General features: G+C 71.9%; 17 protein-coding genes. 9 read left to right on the top strand and 8 right to left on the bottom strand.

Annotated elements, in window-relative coordinates; translation table 11 throughout:
* Positions 1-2: 2 nt before the first annotated feature.
* From frr to rlmN, 3 genes are all read left to right on the top strand, one after another.
* Positions 3-560, top strand: a complete 558-nt coding sequence (frr, locus tag ACMXN5_RS09850) for a ribosome recycling factor (RefSeq protein WP_380003041.1) — start codon at positions 3-5, stop codon at positions 558-560.
* On the top strand, positions 560-1,825 hold the full coding sequence (locus ACMXN5_RS09845) for a phosphatidate cytidylyltransferase (RefSeq protein ID WP_439674912.1): 1,266 nt from the start codon (positions 560-562) through the stop codon (positions 1,823-1,825). The genes frr and ACMXN5_RS09845 overlap by 1 nt, the downstream gene beginning before the upstream one ends.
* Positions 1,826-1,943: 118 nt before the next feature.
* Positions 1,944-3,050 carry a 23S rRNA (adenine(2503)-C(2))-methyltransferase RlmN gene (gene rlmN, locus ACMXN5_RS09840; RefSeq protein WP_380003043.1) on the top strand — a complete coding sequence of 369 codons (1,107 nt, stop codon included), beginning with the start codon at positions 1,944-1,946 and terminating at the stop codon, positions 3,048-3,050.
* A 391-nt stretch (positions 3,051-3,441) separates the two neighbouring features.
* Here rlmN and ACMXN5_RS09835 read toward each other — a convergent pair whose 3' ends face one another.
* Positions 3,442-4,752 (bottom strand): hypothetical protein, encoded by a 1,311-nt coding sequence (locus ACMXN5_RS09835; RefSeq protein WP_439674911.1) that lies wholly within the window; start codon positions 4,750-4,752, stop codon positions 3,442-3,444.
* A gap of 4 nt (positions 4,753-4,756) precedes the next feature.
* Positions 4,757-5,497 carry an ABC transporter ATP-binding protein gene (locus tag ACMXN5_RS09830; protein ID WP_439674910.1) on the bottom strand — a complete coding sequence of 247 codons (741 nt, stop codon included), beginning with the start codon at positions 5,495-5,497 and terminating at the stop codon, positions 4,757-4,759.
* 180 nt (positions 5,498-5,677) lie between these two features.
* Between ACMXN5_RS09830 and ACMXN5_RS09825 the strand changes: the two genes are divergently transcribed.
* Positions 5,678-6,484 (top strand): tyrosine-protein phosphatase, encoded by an 807-nt coding sequence (locus ACMXN5_RS09825; protein WP_439674909.1) that lies wholly within the window; start codon positions 5,678-5,680, stop codon positions 6,482-6,484.
* A gap of 10 nt (positions 6,485-6,494) precedes the next feature.
* On the opposite strand, the gene ACMXN5_RS09820 is transcribed toward ACMXN5_RS09825, so the two are convergent.
* From ACMXN5_RS09820 to ACMXN5_RS09805, 4 genes are all read right to left on the bottom strand, one after another.
* On the bottom strand, positions 6,495-7,874 hold the full coding sequence (locus tag ACMXN5_RS09820; RefSeq protein WP_439674908.1) for an NAD(P)/FAD-dependent oxidoreductase: 1,380 nt from the start codon (positions 7,872-7,874) through the stop codon (positions 6,495-6,497).
* Entirely contained in the window at positions 7,871-8,527 is a 657-nt protein-coding gene (locus ACMXN5_RS09815) for a pyridoxamine 5'-phosphate oxidase family protein (protein WP_439674907.1), read from the bottom strand. Before ACMXN5_RS09815 ends, ACMXN5_RS09820 begins: the two co-directional genes overlap by 4 nt.
* Before the next feature lie 187 nt (positions 8,528-8,714).
* On the bottom strand, positions 8,715-10,100 hold the full coding sequence (locus tag ACMXN5_RS09810) for an aspartate aminotransferase family protein (RefSeq protein WP_395789337.1): 1,386 nt from the start codon (positions 10,098-10,100) through the stop codon (positions 8,715-8,717).
* Positions 10,097-10,588 carry an Lrp/AsnC family transcriptional regulator gene (locus ACMXN5_RS09805; protein WP_078977408.1) on the bottom strand — a complete coding sequence of 164 codons (492 nt, stop codon included), beginning with the start codon at positions 10,586-10,588 and terminating at the stop codon, positions 10,097-10,099. The genes ACMXN5_RS09810 and ACMXN5_RS09805 overlap by 4 nt, the downstream gene beginning before the upstream one ends.
* A gap of 186 nt (positions 10,589-10,774) precedes the next feature.
* Between ACMXN5_RS09805 and ACMXN5_RS09800 the strand changes: the two genes are divergently transcribed.
* Both ACMXN5_RS09800 and ACMXN5_RS09795 read left to right on the top strand, forming a co-directional pair.
* The gene (locus ACMXN5_RS09800; protein WP_439674906.1) at positions 10,775-12,205 is read left to right on the top strand and encodes a gamma-aminobutyraldehyde dehydrogenase; all 1,431 of its coding nucleotides are present in this window, start codon (positions 10,775-10,777) and stop codon (positions 12,203-12,205) included.
* A gap of 192 nt (positions 12,206-12,397) precedes the next feature.
* Positions 12,398-13,615, top strand: a complete 1,218-nt coding sequence (locus tag ACMXN5_RS09795; protein ID WP_439674905.1) for a polyamine ABC transporter substrate-binding protein — start codon at positions 12,398-12,400, stop codon at positions 13,613-13,615.
* Positions 13,616-13,688: 73 nt separating this feature from the next.
* Here ACMXN5_RS09795 and ACMXN5_RS09790 read toward each other — a convergent pair whose 3' ends face one another.
* Positions 13,689-14,888 carry a cation:proton antiporter gene (locus ACMXN5_RS09790; RefSeq protein ID WP_439674904.1) on the bottom strand — a complete coding sequence of 400 codons (1,200 nt, stop codon included), beginning with the start codon at positions 14,886-14,888 and terminating at the stop codon, positions 13,689-13,691.
* Between the two features lie 147 nt (positions 14,889-15,035).
* Here ACMXN5_RS09790 and ACMXN5_RS09785 point away from each other — a divergent pair, with 147 nt between their 5' ends.
* The gene (locus ACMXN5_RS09785; protein WP_439674903.1) at positions 15,036-16,235 is read left to right on the top strand and encodes a geranylgeranyl reductase family protein; all 1,200 of its coding nucleotides are present in this window, start codon (positions 15,036-15,038) and stop codon (positions 16,233-16,235) included.
* A gap of 143 nt (positions 16,236-16,378) precedes the next feature.
* On the opposite strand, the gene ACMXN5_RS09780 is transcribed toward ACMXN5_RS09785, so the two are convergent.
* Positions 16,379-17,185: a hypothetical protein gene (locus tag ACMXN5_RS09780; RefSeq protein WP_439674902.1), complete on the bottom strand. Its 807-nt coding sequence runs from the start codon at positions 17,183-17,185 to the stop codon at positions 16,379-16,381.
* 10 nt (positions 17,186-17,195) lie between these two features.
* Here ACMXN5_RS09780 and ACMXN5_RS09775 point away from each other — a divergent pair, with 10 nt between their 5' ends.
* The gene (locus tag ACMXN5_RS09775; protein WP_439674901.1) at positions 17,196-17,648 is read left to right on the top strand and encodes a hypothetical protein; all 453 of its coding nucleotides are present in this window, start codon (positions 17,196-17,198) and stop codon (positions 17,646-17,648) included.
* Positions 17,649-17,724: 76 nt separating this feature from the next.
* Positions 17,725-19,605, top strand: a complete 1,881-nt coding sequence (locus ACMXN5_RS09770; RefSeq protein WP_439674900.1) for a protein kinase domain-containing protein — start codon at positions 17,725-17,727, stop codon at positions 19,603-19,605.
* Positions 19,606-19,608 lie beyond the last annotated feature (3 nt).

Genomic DNA, 19,608 nt, shown 5'->3' with positions numbered 1-19,608 from the left:
ACATGATCGACGAGATTCTCCTCGAGGCCGAGGAAAAGATGGAGAAGGCCGTCGTGGTCGCCAAGGACGACTTCGCGGCGATCCGCACGGGCCGGGCCACCCCGGCGATGTTCAACAAGATCCTCGTGGACTACTACGGCTCGCCGACCCCGGTGAACCAGCTCGCGTCGTTCACCACCCCCGAGCCGCGGATGGTCCTGGTGACCCCGTTCGACGGCGGTTCGAGGAACGCGATCGTCAAGGCGATCCGCGACTCCGACCTCGGGGTCAACCCGACCGACGACGGCAAGGTCATCCGGGTCGTCTTCCCGCAGCTCACCGAGGAGCGCCGCAAGGAGTTCATCAAGGTGGCGCGGAGCAAGGGCGAGGACGCGAAGATCTCGCTGCGGTCGATCCGCCGCAAGGCCAAGGACACGCTGGACAAGCGGGTCAAGGACGGCGAGTCCGGCGAGGACGAGGTGCGTCGCGCCGAGAAGGAACTCGACGACACGACCCACAAGTACGTCGCGCAGATCGACGAGTTGCTGAAGCACAAGGAAGCCGAGCTGCTCGAAGTCTGATGAACGACTCGACCTGGGGCGGTACGCCGCCGGCCGATCCGCCCGCGGGAGCGCACCCCGATCTGCCGCCCGGCCACGACCCGTACGGGTCGTACGGCGCGTGGCCGGAGCAGGTCCCGGACGCGCCGAACGGTCAGGAACCGGCCCACTACGATGCGGCACGGTCCGGCGGCCACGGCGGCGGCGCCACTCGTGCGCAGCAGCACTTTCCCGCCGGCGTCGGGGTACGGACACAGGATGACCACACGCAGGTGCTCTCACCGATCGCGGGTCACGACCCGGACGACGGGTCGCGATCGCACGCGGACGGGCGGTTCCACGAGGAGCCCGTTCGGCGGGATTCGGCGTACACCGAGGCGCCACGCGGAGGCCGTGGAGTGACCGGGGACCAACCCGCGAAACCGGTCGGCAAGGCCGGACGCAATCTGCCCCAGGCGATCGGCGTCGGCGTCGCCCTCGGCGGGGTGATCGTGGCCTCGCTGCTCACCGTCCAGGTGTTGTTCGTGGGCGTCGTGCTGCTCGCGGTCCTGGTCGGACTGTGGGAGCTGGCGGGCGCCTTCGGCCGGGCCGAGGCGGTCGCCGACGCGGCCGGGCGGACCGCGCAGGGCGCCACCGTCGGGCGCGGGATCCGGATCCCGGTGATCCCGCTGGCGGTCGGCTCGGCGGCGATGTTGATCGCCGCCTACGCGCGCGGTGCGCAGGGGTTGGCCGTGGCGACCGCGCTGACCGCCGTGGCGGTGATGATCTGGCGGATGACCGAGGGCGCCGAGGACTTCCTGCGGGACATGACGGCGGCTGTGTTCACCGTCTTCTACCTGCCGTTCCTGGCCGGCTTCGCGGTGCTCATGCTGGGCGACGACGACGGCGCGAAGCGGGTGCTGACCTTCATCATCCTGGTGGTGTGCGCCGATACCGGCGCCTACGCGGCCGGGGTGATCTCCGGCGGCCGGCACAAGATGGCGCCCACGATCAGTCCCGGCAAGAGCTGGGAGGGCTTCGCCGGCGGCGTGATCCTGGCCGCCGCCGCGGGCGCGCTGTGCGTGGTGTCCATGCTGGACGGCGCGTGGTGGCAGGGCGCCGTGGTCGGCGTCGCGGCCGCGGCGGTGTCCGCGCTCGGCGACCTCGCCGAGTCGATGATCAAGCGCGACCTCAAGGTCAAGGACATGGGCAGCCTGCTGCCCGGTCACGGCGGTGTGATGGACCGCCTCGACTCGCTGCTCGCCGCCGCCCCGGTGGTGTGGCTGCTGCTCGCCGTATTCGTATGACCCGGACCTGATCCGGCCCTTCCGGACAGGCCCGGCAGATGCACGTAGCGGGGCCGGGCGGGTCTTCGGAACCCGTCGGATCCGGCCCCGCCCGTACACCTGCGACACTGGACGAGCCATGCCCAAACCTGGAGAACTCACCTTCACCGCGCCGCCGCGTCGTTCGAAGCCGCCGCGCCACCTTGCCGACCTCACCCTCGCCGAGCGCCGCGAGGCGGTGGCCGAGCTGGGCGAGAAGCCGTTTCGCGCGGCCCAACTGTCCAAGCACTACTTCGGTCACCTCTCGGACGACCCCGAGCAGTGGACCGACATGCCCGCCGCGACCCGGGCCAGGCTCGCCGAGGCGCTGCTGCCCTCGCTGATGACCTCCGTACGGGACATCTCCTGCGACGACGGGGCCACCCGCAAGTCGTTGTGGAAGCTCTTCGACGGCACCCTCGTCGAAGCCGTCCTGATGCGCTACCCCGACCGGGTCACGATGTGTGTGTCCTCGCAGGCGGGCTGCGGGATGAACTGTCCGTTCTGCGCCACCGGCCAGGCGGGCCTGACCCGCAACCTGTCCACCGGCGAGATCGTCGAGCAGGTGCTCGCCGGCGCGCGGGCCCTCGCGCGCGGCGAGGTGCCCGGCGGTCCGGGCCGGGTCAGCAACATCGTCTTCATGGGGATGGGCGAGCCGCTGGCCAACTACAAGGCCGTGGTCGGCGCGGTGCGCCGGCTGGTCGACCCGAGTCCCGAGGGCCTGGGCATCTCCGCCCGCTCGGTGACCATGTCCACGGTCGGCCTGGTCCCGGCGATGTACAAGCTCGCCGAGGAGCGTATCCCGGTCACCCTCGCCCTGTCCCTGCACGCGCCGGACGACGAGCTGCGCAACACGCTCGTCCCGGTCAACACCCGCTGGGACGTGCGCGAGGTGCTGGACGCCGCCTGGCACTACGAGGGCGTCACCGGTCGCCGGGTCTCCATCGAGTACGCGCTGATCAAGGACATCAACGACCACGGCTGGCGGGCCGACCTGCTCGGGCGCCGGCTGAAGAACCACAACGCGCACGTCAACCTGATCCCGCTCAACCCCACTCCGGGGTCGAAGTGGACCGCCTCCACGGCCGAGCGCCAGGAGGAGTTCGTCCGGCTGCTGACCAAGCACGGCGTGCCGGTCACCGTCCGGGACACCCGGGGTCGCGACATCGACGGTGCGTGCGGGCAACTCGCCGCCGCCGAGGTCTGATTCCGCGGCACGATCGGCGGGCGGCCCACGCCGGCCCGCCGATCGACGGGGACACAGCCGGCAAGCGGGACAATCGGTGCAGGTCACGGGTGCGCGGCGCGGCGATATAGAACGGGTAACGAATCCTTATCGGATCCTTAGGCCGCACAGGGCAGACTGATCTCAGTGCCAAGCCGTCGGATCCTTTGATCCCCCCGTTCGAATGATCCGACGGTGGCACGCCCAAGCCGCCGGTCGAAGGGACACGATCCGGCGCACGGCTCGGGGTCGCGTGGCCCCCGAGACGAGAAGCACTTCGAGCCCGTCGCGGAAGGGGACGCCGCGCCGGGCTCGGAGTGTTTTCGCATGTCCGCGGGTTTCCCACATCCGAGCGTTTTCCGATGGCCGGGGTTCAGGACCGGCGGCGCCGCCGGGGTCGTTCGTCCCGCAGGATCACCGCCGCCGCCGCGATCAGCGCGGCCACCAGCAGGCCGATCGCCCAGACCGTGCCGAGCAGCGCGGCGCGGGTGGACACCGTCGGGAACGGATTGGCGCCCTCGTGCGCGGGCCAGGCCGCCAGCGCGCCGACGGTGATCGCCGTCGGCACGCAGACCAGGACCGGGACGGCGAGGGCGACCAGGGCCGCACGGCGATCCGTCGGCGTGGCCGCGCCGATCGAGTGCAGCGTCCGTGAGGTCTCCCGGCGGGCCGGGCCGTACTCGACCACCACCGCGAACAACATCGCCGCCGCGCACAGCGAGACCGTGGCCACCGTCAGGAACAGCGGCGCGTCGGCCATCCGGACCGGCGTGCGCTCGCCCGCGAGCCGGCCGGTGGTGACCACCGCCAGCGCGATCGTGGTCAGGCCGAGCGGCAGCGCCAGGCCGTGCGCGCCGGCCTCCATCCGCCGGGCCGCGCACAGCGTCCAGACCCGACCGGCCCGGGCCGCCCAGCCGCCGCCGAGCCAGGCCACCAACCACGGCATGGTGAGCGCGGTCCCGATCAGCACCGCGGCGTATCCGCCCACCGCCGCCGGCAGCGCGCCGTGCGGCAACTGCTCCGGACGGGCCGGGTCGGCGATCAGATACTGCGCGAGCAGCCCGGCGAGCACCAGGAGCGGCCCGACGTACGGCGGCACCCGGGGCATCGACCGGGTCGACGGCCCCCGCACCGCGCTCGCCGCCGCGGCCGCGGCGATCGTGGGTACCACCACGAGCAGCGCCGCCAGGCCCGGCCAGTGCACCTCGGCGCCCACCGCGAGCAGTCGGCGAACCGCGGGCGGGACCGAATCCCGCACCGAGCGCAGCAGCAGGTGTGCCTGCATCCCGGCGATCGTGCCGACCATGGCCGTGATCGCCGCCTCGGTCGCGACCGCCCCCCGCCCCGTTCCGGGCGCGGCCCCGTGCTCCGGGACCGGCGGCCCCCCGGCGACCTCGGCGCGCGCGTGCCGAGCCCGGTCGGCCCGGTCGTGCCGATGCAGGACCGCGAGCCGGGTGCCGACCGCGGTCAGCACCGCCACGGCCGCCAGCACCGGCAGCGCCGCGAGCAGCGGTCCGGTCGGCGCCGGTGCCGGGTGCCCGCTCGGGCGGGCCCAGGCCAGCAGGCAGAGCAGCACGATCGTGGCACTGCCCGCCAGCGCCGCGCCGGCCAGCACCCGCACCGCGTCGACGCGGGACGCGCCGTGCCACGCGTCGCGCAGGACCATCGGTCCGGCTCGGGACATCGGCCTACCACCCATCCGCGCGCGGGTCGGGACGGCCCTCGCGCAGGACCAGGCCGTGGTCCGCGTGTGCCGCCACCCGCCGATCGGCGGTGGCCAGCACGAGGGTGATCCCGTGCGAGCGCACGGCGGAGGCCAGGATCCGCATCAGATGCTCGAGTTCGGCGCCGGCCAGGCCGTGCGCCGGTTCGTCCGCGAAGACCACCGCCGGACGGGTGACCAGTGCCCGGGCGACCGCCGCCCGACGCAGCAGCGCCGGTCCCAGGCCCGGCGGCCGGGCTTCGGCGTGCTCGGTGACGTCGAGGCGCTCCATCCAGTGCCGGGCGATCGCGAACGCCTCGGTCCGACGCATACGATCGAGCAGCAGCGGCAGCGCGACGTTCTCCGCGACGGTCAGCTCCGGAAGCAGTCGGGTGCGCCCGTCGACCAGGCCGAAGTACCGGCGTCGCAGCGCGGCGCGGCCCTTCTCGTCGAGCACGTGCATCGGGCCGCTGTTGAACCAGACCTCGCCGGCGTCGGGGGCGACTATGCCGGACAGGCAGGCGAGGAGCGCCGACCTGCCGGCCCCGGTGATCGCGAACGTCTCGTCGGTGCGGATCGCCGCGGAGACGTCGCGCAGCAGTGTGGTCGGCCCGTGGGTGAGGGTCAGTCCGTGAGCGCGCAGCACGTCGTTGTCGGGTGGGGCGCTCGGCGCGTCGGCGACGGCGCGCCGGTCGGCGGGTCCGGTCGCGCGAGACGACAGGGACATGGCACACCTCCCGCAGAGTCATGTTCGTTGCCACCCGTTCTCCTCCAACGAGCGTCGCGGCACGTGGTTTCGGCACGGGCGACAAACCCCCTCAGTCGGGGAGCCCTGTCGGCGGCGGGAGTTCGCACACATCATGATGAGGCGAACAGGTGTCTCGAACGCGTTCCGAACGGGGTGCATATGAACCGCCGACTCGATCTTCCAGATCTGCTCAATGCCCGCGACGTCGGCGACCTACCGCTGATCGGCGGCGGTGTCACTCGAACGGGCGTACTGATGCGGTCCGAGACCCCGGATCTGCTCACCCCCGAGGGGGTCGAGCGATTGATCCATACCTATCGCGTGCGGCACGTGCTCGATCTGCGTTCGGACCACGAGGGGTTGCCCCTGACCGAGTGGGCGGGCGTGGTCCGGCACCGGCTGCCGCTGCTCGGTCGCCGCTCCGCGCTGGCCGCCGACCGGGCCGCGATCGGCGACGTGTCGGCCGGGCAGACTCAGGGCCTGGAGTTGGACGACGACATCGACCTGGGCAGCGTGGACGAGTTCGGGGCCGGGCTGCTCTACATGCGGATGGCCGAGCGCGGCGGCGAGTCGTACGTACGCTCGCTGGAGATCCTGGCCGGCGACGGCGGGGTGCCGGCGCTGGTGCACTGCACCGCCGGCAAGGACCGGACCGGGATCCTGGTCGCCCTGCTCCTGTCGGTCGCCGGGGTCGAGCGCGAGGCGATCATCGCGGACTACACCGAGACCGAGACGCATCTCGTGGAGATGTTCGAACGTATCGACCGATTGCCGCGCCAGCCCCGGATCGACCCGTCGCATCCGGTCGCGCCCGCGATGCGCGGTGCGGCGCGGGCGTCCATCGACACCTTCCTGCGGGTGCTGGAGGAGCGGCACGGCTCGGCGGCGGAGTTTTTGCTCAAGGCGGGTGCGGCGCCGGACCATCTGGAGTCCTGGCGCCGCACCATCCGAGGGGGAACGGGGTGACCGGCCCGGCTCAGTGACCGAGGAACCGGCCGAACGCGTGCGCCAGGCGCGACTCGCGCCCGGTGCGCCGCTCCTCGACGTCGGCGCCCGCCATCACGCGCAGGCCCACGTTGGTACCGATCCAGCGCAGCGGCTCCGGCTCCCACCGGGGCGAGCGGTGGCGGACCCAGGGCAGCCGGGTCAGGTCGGTGTACTCGTCGCGGATCAGGTCGGCCAGGGTGCGGCCGGCGAGGTTGGCGGTGCCCACGCCGTCGCCGACGTAGCCGCCGGCCCAGGCCAGTTTGCGGGCGCGGTCCAGGCCGCAGCTCGCGTACCAGTCGCGGGCCACGCCCAGCGGGCCGCCCCAGGTGTGGGTGATCCGCGCGTCGCCGACGGCCGGGAACAATTCGGTGATCACCCGGCGCAGTTCGGCGAAGACCTGCTCGTCGCGGTCGAACTCGGGCCGCACCTTCGAGCCGAAGTGGTACGGCGCGCCGCGCCCGCCGAAGGCCAGGCGGTCGTCGGCGGTGCGCTGGCCGTAGATGATCAGGTGCCGCATGTCGCTGAAGCTCTCCCGGCGGGCCAGGCCCACCTCGTCCCAGAAGGTCTTCGGCAGCGGCTCGGTGGCGATCATCAGCGAGTAGACCGGCGCGAGGTCGCGGTGGAAGCCGGCCAGTTCGGGGGTGTAGCCCTCGGTGGCGCGGACCACCACGTCGGCGCGGACCCGGCCGTGCGGGGTGACGGCGACGCCGTCCTCGATCGAGAGCACGGGGGTTTGCTCGTGGATGCGCACGCCGAGGCCGGCCACCGTCGCGGCCAGGCCGCGAGCCAGCTTGGCGGGGTGGAGCACCGCGCAGTGCGGGGTGTAGGTGCCGCCGAGCACGTCGGTGGCGCCGACCATCGCGCGTGCCTCGGCGGCGTCGAGCAGCCGGGCGTCGGAGGTGTCGAAGCCCCACGCGTGTTCCCCGGCGACCGCCTCGCGCGCGCGGGCCAGCTGTACCGGGGTGCGGGCCAGCACGACCGTGCCGCCCTTGTCGAAGTCGCAGTCGATGCCCTCGGCGGCGACGACCCGGCCGACCTCGTCGACGGTCGCGTTCATCGCCCGCTGCTGGGCGATCGCGCGTTCCCGGGTGCTGTCGCGGGCCACCTTGGCGATGGACGCGGGGAACAGCGCCGAGCACCAGCCGCCGTTGCGGCCGGACGCGCCGAAGCCGGCCACCTCGCGCTCCAGCACCACGATCCGCAGCGAGGGGTCGGCCCGGGCCAGGTAGTACGCCGTCCACAGGCCGGTGTAGCCGGCGCCGACGATCGCCACGTCGACGTCCAGGTCGCCCGCGAGCGCGGGGCGCGCGGTGACGTCCTCGCCGAGGGTGTCGAACCACAGGGACACGTCGCGGTAGTCGCCCGTCATCGGGTCCACGTCCTCAGGTAGTCCGGCGCGGGGAGGTCGAAGCGCAGGTCGGGGGCGGGCACGGGGGTGCCGAAGTGCTCGGTGATCGGGACCGTGCCGGCCCAGATCGGGGTGTCGAGGTCGGCCTCGTCGTCGTCGGGCGGTCCGGCCGAGATCTTCACCGATGCCTCGTCCAGGGACAGCGCGAGCACGAGCGTCGCGGCGAGTTCCCTGGTCGAGTGCGGGCGCAGGTCGCCGCGGCGGCCGGGGAGCAGCCGGTCGGTGAGCAGGTCCAGGGCGGCGACCTTGTCGGCGTCCGGGAGCACCGTGCACGAGCCGAGCACCATCGCGCTGCGGTAGTTCATCGACGACTCGAAGGCGGATCGGGCCAGCACCAGGCCGTCGAGCAGGGTCACGGTCAGGCAGGTCGGCGCGCCCGCGGCCAGGCCGCGGAAGAGGCGGCTGCCGGTCGAGCCGTGGATCAACACCCGCTCGCCGTCCCGGGCGTAGGCGACGGGCAGGACGAACGGCTGACCGTCCTCGCCGGTGATGGCGAGGTGGCCGACCAGGCCGGCGTCGAGCACGGCGTGCAGCGCGGCCCGGTCCTGGGCGGCGTGATCGGGCAGGCGGCGTATGCGGGTTCGGGGGGTGGAGCCGGGAACGGGGTGACTCATCGGGCCTCTTCGGGATGTCGGTGGTGCCGATGGTGCCGGTGGTTCGGGGCGTTTCGGGGGATTCGGCGCCGGATATGAGTCTGCCGCCGTCGCGCACGGGTGTGTGCGCGACGGCGGCAGCCTCACTGAGGGTTCGTCGAAATGCCGGTGTCCACCGTCGAGTCGGGCGTCGAGTCGACGGCGCGTGCTACAGCTTGGTCCAGGCCTCGGTCAGCACTCCGCGCAGGATCTGCTCGATCTCGTCGAACACACCCTGGTCCGCGACCAGCGGCGGGGAGAGCTGGATGACCGGGTCGCCGCGGTCGTCGGCGCGGCAGTACAGGCCGTTGTCGTAGAGCGCGGTGGACAGGAAGCCGCGGAGCAGGCGCTCGGCCTCGTCCTCGTTGAACGTCTCCTTGGTGCCCTTGTCCTTGACCATCTCGATGCCGTAGAAGTACCCGTTGCCGCGCACGTCGCCGACGATCGGCAGGTCCTGGAGCTTTTGCAGGGTGGCCAGGAACTTGGACTCGTTGTCCAGCACGTGCTGGTTCAGGCCCTCGCGCTCGAAGATGTCGAGGTTGGCCAGCGCCACGGCGGAGGACACCGGGTGCCCGCCGAAGGTGTAGCCGTGCATGAAGACGTTGTCGCTGCCGTTGTAGAACGGCTCGGCGAGGCGGTCCGAGACGATCATCGCGCCGATCGGGGAGTAGCCCGAGGTCATGCCCTTGGCACAGGTGATGATGTCCGGGACGTAGTCGAACTTGTCGCAGGCGAACATGGTGCCGAGCCGGCCGAACGCGCAGATGACCTCGTCCGAGACGAGCAGCACGTCGTACTGGTCGCAGATCTCGCGCACACGCTGGAAGTAGCCGGGCGGCGGCGGGAAGCAGCCACCGGCGTTCTGCACCGGCTCCAGGAAGACCGCGGCGACGGTGTCGGGGCCCTCGTTGAGGATCGCCACCTCGATCTGGTCGGCGGCCCAGCGGCCGAACGCCTCGGGGGAGTTGTCGGCGAGGAACTCCGGCTTGCGGTACTGGTTGGTGTTGGGCACCCGGAAGGTGCTCGGCACCAGCGGCTCGTACGGCGCCTTGTAGTCGGGCAGGCCGGTGATCGACAGCGCGCCCTGCGGGGTGCCGTGGTAGGCGATCGCCCGCGAGATGACCTTGTGCTTGGTCGGCTTGCCGGTCAGCTTGAAGTAGTGCTTGGCCAGCTTCCACGCGGACTCGACGGCCTCGCCGCCACCGGTGGTGAAGAAGACCTTGTTCAGGTCGCCCGGGGCGTAGTTCGCCAGGCGCTCGGCCAGCTCGATGGCCTTGGGGTGGGCGTAGCTCCACACCGGGAAGAAGGCCAGCTGCTCGGCCTGCTTGCGGGCGACCTCGGCCAGCTCGGTGCGGCCGTGTCCGGCCTGTACCACGAACAGGCCGGCGAGGCCGTCGATGTACTTGCGACCGTTGGTGTCCCAGATGTAGCTGCCTTCACCGCGCACGATGGTCGGCACGGGAGCGTTCTCGTACGACGACATGCGGGTGAAGTGCATCCACAGGTGGTCGTAGGCGCTCTTGGAGAGGGCCGCGTTGTCGTACTGCTGTGTCATCGAGTACCCCACTGGTAGGTCTGCTTCCGGAGCTTCAGGTAGACGAAGCTCTCGGTGCTCCGTACGCCCGGAATCGCTCGGATCCTCTTGTTGATGATGTCGAGCAGGTGGTCGTCGTTCTCGCATACGAGTTCCACGATGAGGTCGAACGAACCCGCCGTGATGACGACGTAGTCCACTTCCTTCATCGTGGCCAGTATGTCCGCAACGGGTTCGATGTCTCCTTCGACCCGAACCCCGACCATGGCCTGGCGATGGAAGCCGACGGTCAGCGGATCGGTCACCGCGACGATCTGCATCACGCCCTGGTCGAGCAGGCGCTGTACGCGTTGGCGCACGGCGGCCTCCGAGAGACCGACGGCCTTGCCGATCGCGGCGTACGAGCGGCGTCCGTCTTCTTGGAGCTGCTCGATGATCGCCTTCGACACGGCGTCGGCCGGCGCACTCGGGTTTCTGTCTCGACCGGCCACGTGGTCACTCTGCCTCATCAGATGGGCCTTTCGCAAGGGAATCCGTTGACTTTGCTCAATCAGACAACTGATTCAGTTGTTGGTGTGTGATGGGGATGCGGATACCGACAGCAATCCGGTTAGGCTGGGATCGCGGCCCAGGTCGGGAATCGACCCCCTCGCCGTCCTGCCGGCGCCGCCCCGTTTTCGAAGGAGACTTGGGACATGAGCGACCTGCGTACTCTGCGCAACTACATCGACGGCACGTTCACCGACGCCGCGGACGGCGGCACGCTCGACATCGTCGATCCCGCCACCGGCGAGGTCTACGCGACGTCCCCGCTCTCTCGCGAGCGGGACGTCGACGCGGCGATGCGCGCGGCGGCCACGGCGTTCGAGAGCTGGAGCGAGACCACGCCCGCGGAGCGCCAGCGTGCTCTGCTCAAGATCGCCGACGCGGTCGAGAAGCGCGCCGACGAGTTGATCGACGCCGAGTGTCGCAACACCGGCAAGCCCCGGGCGCTGACCGCGTCCGAGGAGATCCCGCCGATGGTGGACCAGATCCGCTTCTTCGCGGGCGCCGCGCGCATGCTCGAGGGTAAGTCGGCCGGCGAGTACATGGCGGGGCACACCTCCATGGTGCGGCGGGAGCCGGTCGGTGTCTGCGCCCAGGTGGCGCCGTGGAACTACCCGATGATGATGGCGGTGTGGAAGTTCGCGCCGGCCCTCGCCGCGGGCAACACCGTGGTGCTCAAGCCGTCCGACACCACCCCGGCGTCCACGGTGCTGCTCGCCGAGATCATCGGCGAGATCCTGCCGGCCGGCGTGTTCAACGTGATCTGCGGCGACCGCGACACCGGTCGGCTGATGGTCGAGCACCGGACCCCGGCGATGGCCTCGATCACCGGTTCGGTACGGGCCGGCATGTCGGTCGCGGAGAGCGCGTCCAAGGACCTCAAGCGGGTGCACCTCGAACTCGGCGGCAAGGCGCCCGTCGTGGTCTTCGAGGACGCCGACATCGCCGCCGCGGCCGAGGGTATCGCGGGGGCAGGCTTCTTCAACGCGGGCCAGGACTGCACCGCCGCCACCCGGGTGCTCGTGCACTCCTCGATCCGCGAGGAGTTCGTCGCCGCGCTGACCGCCGCCGCGAAGGCCACCTCCACCGGCCCGCAGGACGACGCCGACTACGGCCCGGTCAACAACGTCAACCAGCTCGCCCAGGTCTCCGGCTTCATCGACCGCCTGCCCGGACACGCCAAGGTCGAGGCCGGCGGGCACCGGGTCGGCGACAAGGGCTTCTTCTACGCGCCGACCGTGGTCTCCGGACTGAAGCAGGACGACGAGATCATCCAGAACGAGGTCTTCGGCCCGGTGATCACCGTCCAGGCGTTCGAGGACGAGGCCGAGGCGCTGGCCAACGCCAACGGCGTGCAGTACGCGCTCGCCTCATCGGTGTGGACCAAGGACCACGGCCGGGCGATGCGGATGGCCAAGCGGCTCGACTTCGGCTGCGTGTGGATCAACACGCACATCCCGCTGGTCGCCGAGATGCCGCACGGCGGCTTCAAGCACTCCGGCTACGGCAAGGACCTCTCCGGCTACGGCTTCGAGGACTACACCCGGATCAAGCACGTGATGACCAACTACGACGCCTGATCCACCCCGCCGCGCGAGCGGCACCCCGCGCCACCCGACACGCACCCTGTCAACTCCGCTTCGCGAGGGTTGACAGGGTGCGTGTTGCCGTCCGGGGCGGCACCCGGCCACGATGCGGTGGGCCGTCCGTACGCCCGGCGCGTCCCCGCGCCCAGGGAGCAGGCCCCGTTCCGTACCGCCAAGGAGTCGCCGATGATCCGCGCCCGCACTCGCGCCCAGTCCCCGCCGCGGATCGCCGGGCACCGGGTGGACCGGCGGATGTTCCTGCGCGGCACCGGCGCGGCCGCGGCCGTCGGCGCGCTGGCCGCGTGCGGCGTGCCCTCGGCGTATGTCGAGGAGTCCAAGCGCGGCGGAACGGACCGGTCGGAGCGCGAGAAGGTGGTCCGGTTCTCCAACTGGGCGCTGTACATCGACGTCGACGACGAGGACGAGCAGCGCCACCCCACGCTCGACGCGTTCACCGACAAGACCGGGATCAAGGTCCGGTACTCGGAGGAGATCAACGACAACGACGAGTTCTTCGGCAAGATCCACCCGGCCATCCAGGCGGGCAAGGAGCCGGGGCGCGACGCTATCGTCATCTCCGACTGGATGTGCACCCGCTTCGTCCGGCTCGGCTGGGTACAGAAGCTGAACAAGGCCAACCTGCCGCAGGTGGGCGCCAACCTCGCCGAATCGTTGCGCAGCCCCGGCTACGACCCGGGGCGCGAGTACACCGTGCCGTGGCAGAGCGGGATGACCGGCATCGCGTACAACAAGAAGCTGGTGGACCGCGAGATCCGCTCGGTGAACGACCTGTGGCGGCCCGAACTCAAGGGCCGGGTCACCGTGTTCGCCGGCTTCATGGAGGCGGTCGCGCTGCTGATGCTCGGCGAGGGCGCGGACATCCGTACCTTCACCGACGCGGACGTGGACAAGGTGATGGAGCGGATGCAGAAGCTGGTGGACAAGGACCACATCCGCAGCTTCACCGGCAACGACTACACCTCGGGCCTGGCCAGTGGCGACATCCTGGCCTGCCAGGCGTATTCCGGCGACGTGGGTCAGCTCAAGCTGGACAACCCCGACATCGAGTTCGTGGTGCCCGAGGAGGGTGCCGAGCTGTGGTCGGAGAATCTGATGGTGCCGAACAAGGCCGCGCACAAGACCAACGCCGAGAAGCTGATGGACTTCTACTACGACCCCGAGATCGCCGCGGAGCTGGCGAACTACGTGGCGTACGTGTGTCCGGTGCCGGCCGCGCAGCAGGTGCTGGCCGAGTCGTCGGACCAGGAGATGCGCGCGTCGGCGACCAATCCGCTGATCTTCCCGGACGCGGAGATGACCGCGAAGCTGCACGGGATGCGGGAGACCACCGAGGACGAGGAACGGCGCTGGGAGAAGGCGTGGGGGAAGATCATCGGCCTGTGAGCCGGCGGTCGGTGCCGCGTGGGCGGTCGGTGCCTGTCGGGCGGTCGGCGGGCCTCGGTTCGCGGTGGCGCGCTCAGTGTTCCGCCATGGCCGGGTCGGCCGTCCGGGCCTTGCGGTAGGCGCGCAGTCCGAGCAGCGGGAACACCAGCACCGAGACCATGCCGGCGCCGACCATCGCGGCCGCGGTGCCCGCCCGCAACTCGCCCTCCTCCACGCCGATCCCGGTGATCACCACGATCAGCGGCAGGCCGGCCGAGGCGAACAGGGCCAGGCCCAGGCGTACCGCGACCGGGGAACCGCGCTCCACCAGGTAGGTCGGCACGCCGCGGACCAGCAGGAACAGCGCCAGGAACAGCGGGAGCAGGGCCACCGTGCCCAGGTCCGCGAACAACGCCCGTCCGTCGAAGCGCACGCCGCTGATCACGAAGAACACCGGGATGAACATCCCGAAGCCGATCGCGTCCAGCTTGGCCGCCACCGTCTCGCGCGACTGCGCCGGCATGTCGGACAGCAGCAGCCGGATGATCAGGCCGGCCGCGAACGCGCCGAGCAGCGCGTCGAGGCCGAGTTCGTCCGCCGCCCAGACCAGCGCCGCCAGGACCAACACGGCCAGCCGGATGGCGAGTTGGCCGCTGGAGTGCAGGGTGGCCCGGACCACCCGGTCCAGTGCCGAGGGCAGCGGCCGGCGCGCGAACGCCAGTACCACCAGCGTCACCGCGGCGAAGCAGGCCAGCGCGACCGCCGAGGCGTCCGCGTTGCGCCCGCTCAGCAGCAACGAGACGGCGACGATCGGACCGAACTCGCCGAGGGTGCCGATCGCCATCACCTGCGCGCCGAACCGGGTGGGCAGCGCCCCCGCGTCGCGCAGGATCGGCAACAGCGTGCCGAGCGCGGTGGTGGTCAGGGCCAGGCCGACCACCAGGCGCGACATGGTCGAGCCGGACCACACCAGGAGCAGCCCGACCACCAGGCCGACCACTAGGGACACCACCCAGCCCAGCGTGGCCAGGCGCAACGGCCGCCCGTTGAGCCGGGACGGGTCGATCTCGAAGCCGGCCAGGAACATCAGGAAGGCCAGCCCGAAGTTGGCGGTGAAGGAGAGCACGGTCGTTTCGTGCACCCAGTCCAGGACGGACGGTCCGGCCAGGACACCCAGCAGGAGTTCGAGCACGACGGTGGGTACCGGGACCCGTCGCCCGAGCAGATCGGCCGCCAACGGCGCGACGAAGGCCAGGGCCAGGACGATCAGGAACGGCGCGCTGTCGTGGGGCACCGGCGGAGCATAAGGCGCATTCGCCGCCGATTCGGGCAGACGCGCGGGCGGGGGCGCGCGTGCGGGTGAGAGCCACCCGGACGGACGCACCGTGTGGTGGCACTAGGGTCGATTTCCATGACTAGCAGCTCCTCAGAGGCCACTGCCGTGCCCGCCGTCGTAACGCCCGCCGACCCCGGCAACGATCCGGGTGAGCCCTCGGGTTGGGACGTCGTGGTGATCGGCGCGGGCCCCGCCGGCGCGTCGGCGGCGCTGGCCGCGGCGCGCGCCGGACGCCGCGTGCTGGTCCTCGACCGGGCCGAACTCCCGCGCTACAAGACGTGTGGCGGCGGCATCATCGGCCCGTCCAAGAACGCCCTCCCGCCGGGCTTCGAGCCGCCGGTGGAAGACCTCGTGCGCGAGGTCGAGTTCACCCTGCGCGGACGCCGTCGCCGGGTTCGCTCGGCCCGGACCACGCTGATCGGACTGGTCGACCGGGCCCGCTTCGACGAGGCGCTGACCCGGGCGGCGGTGGCCGCGGGCGCGGTGCTGCGCGAGGGCACGGCGGTCTCCCGGATCGTCGAGCGCGACGGCCGGGTGGAGTTGACCCTCGCGGGCGGCGAGACGGTGCGCGCGAACGCGGTGGTCGGTGCGGACGGCAGCGCGGGGCGCAGCTCGGCCTACGTCGGGGTCACCTTCGAGCAGGTCGATCTGGGCCTGGAGGCGGAGATCCCGGTGCCGCCGGAGGTCGCCGCGCACTGGCGCGGGCGGATCCTGCTCGACTGGGGCCCGCTGCCGGGCTCGTACGGGTGGGTGTTCCCCAAGGGCGACACGTTGACCGTCGGGGTGATCTGCGCGCGCGGCGAGGGTGAGGCCACCCGTGCCTACCTGCGCGACTTCATCGGCCGGCTGGGTCTGGCCGGGTTCCGGCCGGCGGTGGAGTCGGGCCATCTGACCCGCTGCCGCAAGGAGAGCGCGCCGCTGTCGCGCGGCCGGGTGCTGGTCGCCGGGGACGCGGCCGGGCTGCTCGAACCGTGGACGCGCGAGGGCATCTCGTACGCGCTGCGCTCGGGTCGGCTGGCGGGGGAGCGGGCCGCGCAGGTGGCCGGGGTCGACACCGTCGCCGAGGTGGACAAGATCGGCGCGGACTACCACGCGGACGTGGACGCGGTCCTCGGTCGCGAGATGCGCGCCGGGCGCATCCTGCTCGATGTCTTCGAGCGGCACCCGGCGATGCTGCACCACGCGGTGACCACGCTGCCGCAGGGCTGGCGGGTGTTCCGCAAGGTGGTCCAGGGGCGCACCACGTTTGCCGACCTGCTCGAACGGCCCGCCGCCCGGCGGGTGTTGGCGCTGACCGGTCACTGAGCGAGCGACGCCGGTCGTCGATCGGCGGGGTTGTACCGGGCACGGCCCCGGGTCCGCGGTGCGCGGGCCCGGGGCCGTGCCCGTGGGGTGTGCGGCCGGCCCGGGTGCCGCGGTGTCGCGGTGGTGCCGGGTCGGGCTTCCGGTCAGTCCTGCTCCGGCTCCTCGTCCTCGGCGGAGTGGATCCGGCGCAGCCGCGCGCCCTGGAACAGCGCGTTGCCGACGAGCAGCAGGCCGACCGCGCCGCCCGCGAGCGACAGGGTGTCGTCGTCGGGGCCGGTCTTGGGCAGGGTGCTCGGCGGCGTCTGATCGGCGCCGCCGGTGGAGGCGCCGCCCGTGGTTCCGCCGGTGCTTCCACCACCCGTGCCGCCGGTGCCGGTGCTCCCGCCACCGGTGGATCCGCCGCCGCTCGTGCCGCCGCCCGATGTCCCGCCGCCGGTGGTGCCGCCGGAGGTCCCGCCCGGGAAGCTCGGCAGGGGTGTGTCGACGGTGTAGCCGATGAACGACGGGTCGTTGTTGTCGGCCCGGCCGACCAGGGTCAGCGGTCCGGCCCGACCCAGGATCACCGAGGTGTCCGTGGCGCCCTCGGGTACCACCAGGGCGCAGAACGTGGAGATGTCGGTCTCCGGCGCGAGCGGGAGCCGTACCTCGGCGCGGGCCGCGCGCGGCGACCCGGCCACGGCGGGCGGGTATTCCACCGACGCCGTCCAGCGCCTGGTCTCGTGTGGCCGGAGCGAACCGGGTGAGCACTTGAACGTGGTCGCCCAGGGCGGCCCCGGATCCCGCAGCGCGGGTGCCGTCGAGCAGCCGGCCACCGAGGTGATCCGCAACTGCCCCGTGCTGTAGGCGTAGACGTCCCGGGCCGGCTGGGCCTTGTCGGTGTCGTTGGTGACGGTGAACCAGATCGTGCCCCGACCCCGGGCGTCGAAGGTGATCTGGAGGGCGGTCGCCACCCCGAACCGCGTGGCCGGTGGTGGCGTGGTCGACGGTCGGGTGGACGACGAGGTGGTGCTGGGCCGCCCGGTGGTCGGTGGTGTCGTGGTCGGCGGCCGGGTGCTGCTCGGCGGCCGGGTGCCGGGCGGCTCGGTGGTCGGCCGGTGGGTGCTCGGCGGCGACGTCGTGGCCGGCTTCGTGCTCACCGGCGGTTTGGTGGTGACCGGCGGCCTGGTGCTCTCGCCGGTCGGGGGTCGGGTATGCGTGTGCCCCTCGCCGCCGCCTCGCGGTACCGACCCGCTCGCGTCGGTATCCGCGACGGCCAGGCCCGCGTTCAAAATCATTCCCATTCCGATCGGAACAGAAATGATCAACGCGGCTCGCCTGACATTTTCTGATCGAAGTTTTCTCCGTAGGAACATGCGGTATCCCCCTCCCGCTATGTGTGACGATTCGTTCTACCATGTCCGTCCTAAGCTTTAGGACGGCTTTTGGGGGATAACCCTGGTAAAGCTGAAATAGTCTGATCTTGAAAAGCGGCGAACCTGGGGGAAAGCCGATGTCGGGCGCGCCTGGTGACGGTGGGACGGGCTTCGTGGTCGGAGCCCGCTACGAGCTGGTGAGCGTGCTCGGCAGCGGCGGAATGGGCACCGTGTGGCGGGCCCGCGACCGCCTGCTCGACCGACCCGTCGCGGCGAAGGTGATCAGCACGGGCTGGGGGCGCAACGCGTCGCAGTCCTTCCGCGAGCGAAGTCTGCGCGAGGCCCAGGCGACCGCCCGGATCAACCACCCCAACGTGGTGCGGGTCTACGACTACGTCGAGGACGACGACCGGTTGTGGATCGTCATGGAACTGCTCGACGCCCGCTCACTGGACACGATCCTGGCCGAGGACGGGCCGCTCACCCCGCACGCCGCCGCGGCGATGGCGGTACAGATCGCCCGCGCGCTCGGCGTCGTACACGCACACGGGGTGATCCACCGCGACGTCAAGCCGGGCAACGTCCTGATCGAGCGGGACGGGCACGCGGTGCTCACCGACTTCGGCATCGCCGCCCTGGAGGGCGTGAGCGGACTGACCGGGACCGGCGCGATCCTGGGCTCGCCCGAGTTCATGGCGCCGGAGCGGATCGAGAGCGAACACCCGGGACCGGCCTCGGACCTGTGGTCGCTGGGCGTCACGCTGTGCGCGGCGGTCACCGGCGCCTCGCCGTTCCGACGGGCCACCCCGGTGGCCACGATGCACGCGATCGTGATCGCCGAGCCCGAGGTGCCGGAGGAGATCGGGCCGCTGGAGCCACTGGTCCGCGACCTGTTCCGGCGCGATCCGACGCTGCGCCCGAACAGCGCCGAGGTGGAGGCGCGGCTGAGCGCGGTGGTCGCCGCCGAGGGCCGCCGGCGCGCGGGCGATCCGACCCGGCCGATCCGGCCCACCCTGCTCGGGTGGACGTCGGCGCCCGGGGCGGTGGAGGCGGGGGAGCCGGCCGTGACCGTCCCGCACCCGACCGGCCCGCCCGCGACGGACCCGCACGCAGGCGACCCCGACACGACCGACCCGGACGCGACGCTGCTGCCCTCCTCGCACCGGCAACCGCCGCTGCGCGACCTGCTGCCCACCGCCCGGCCCGCCCCCGACGACGCCGGATCCTTCGACCCGCTGCCCCGGGTGCCCGCCGCGCCGCCGCCCGGGCGCCGACCCGGCGGCCCGCCGGGCGCCGGGGATCCGCCGACCTTCCCGCTGCCCTTCCGCGGCCGGCGGCCGGCCCGTTCGCGCCGTCGGTTGTTGGCGGTCCTGCTCCCGATCGTCACCTTCCTCGTCGCGGGCGCGATCGTGGCGGCGGTGCTGCTCGCCCGCGCCGGCGGCCGGGGCGGCGGCGACACGGGCGGGGCGTCGTCCCGGCCGAACCCGCCGACGGTCACCGGGTCCGGCTCGCGACCGGCCGCCGATCCGCTCGCCGGCCTGGCCGCGTACCCCACCGCGCCCCCGGGAAGCGCGCCGATCCCGGTGCGCCGGGTCGACGAGAGCACCTTCGCCTGGCAGGTCCCGCAGGGCTGGACCCGCAAGGAGCAGAACCAGAGCGTGATCTACACCGACCCGGCCGGCCCGACCGTGTTGACCGGGCGGACCGCCTTCCAGCAGACCAGCGACCTGCTGGAACAGTGGCGCGACGACGAACAGAACGCGGCCCGGGTATTTCGCGACTATCGGAAAGTGACCTTCGAGTCGCGTGCCATTCACGGCCGGAAAGGCGTGGTCTGGGAATACACCTGGACCGAGTCCGGTATTGCCCGGCACGCGATGTTGGCGTCGGTGATCATCGACGGGATCTACGTCGAGGTCGACGTGTTCGGCACCGAGCAGCTGTGGCCGCGCGACTCGGTCCTGCACGCGCTCGCGATGAACGATTTCACCCTCGCCGGCACCCGGCCGGCCGCCTGAGCG

It is taken from the genome of Embleya australiensis (genome assembly GCF_051903075.1).
Classification (GTDB): domain Bacteria; phylum Actinomycetota; class Actinomycetes; order Streptomycetales; family Streptomycetaceae; genus Embleya.
Note: the sequence above shows the minus strand (reverse complement) of the source record. Positions and strands in the feature narration are given on the sequence as shown.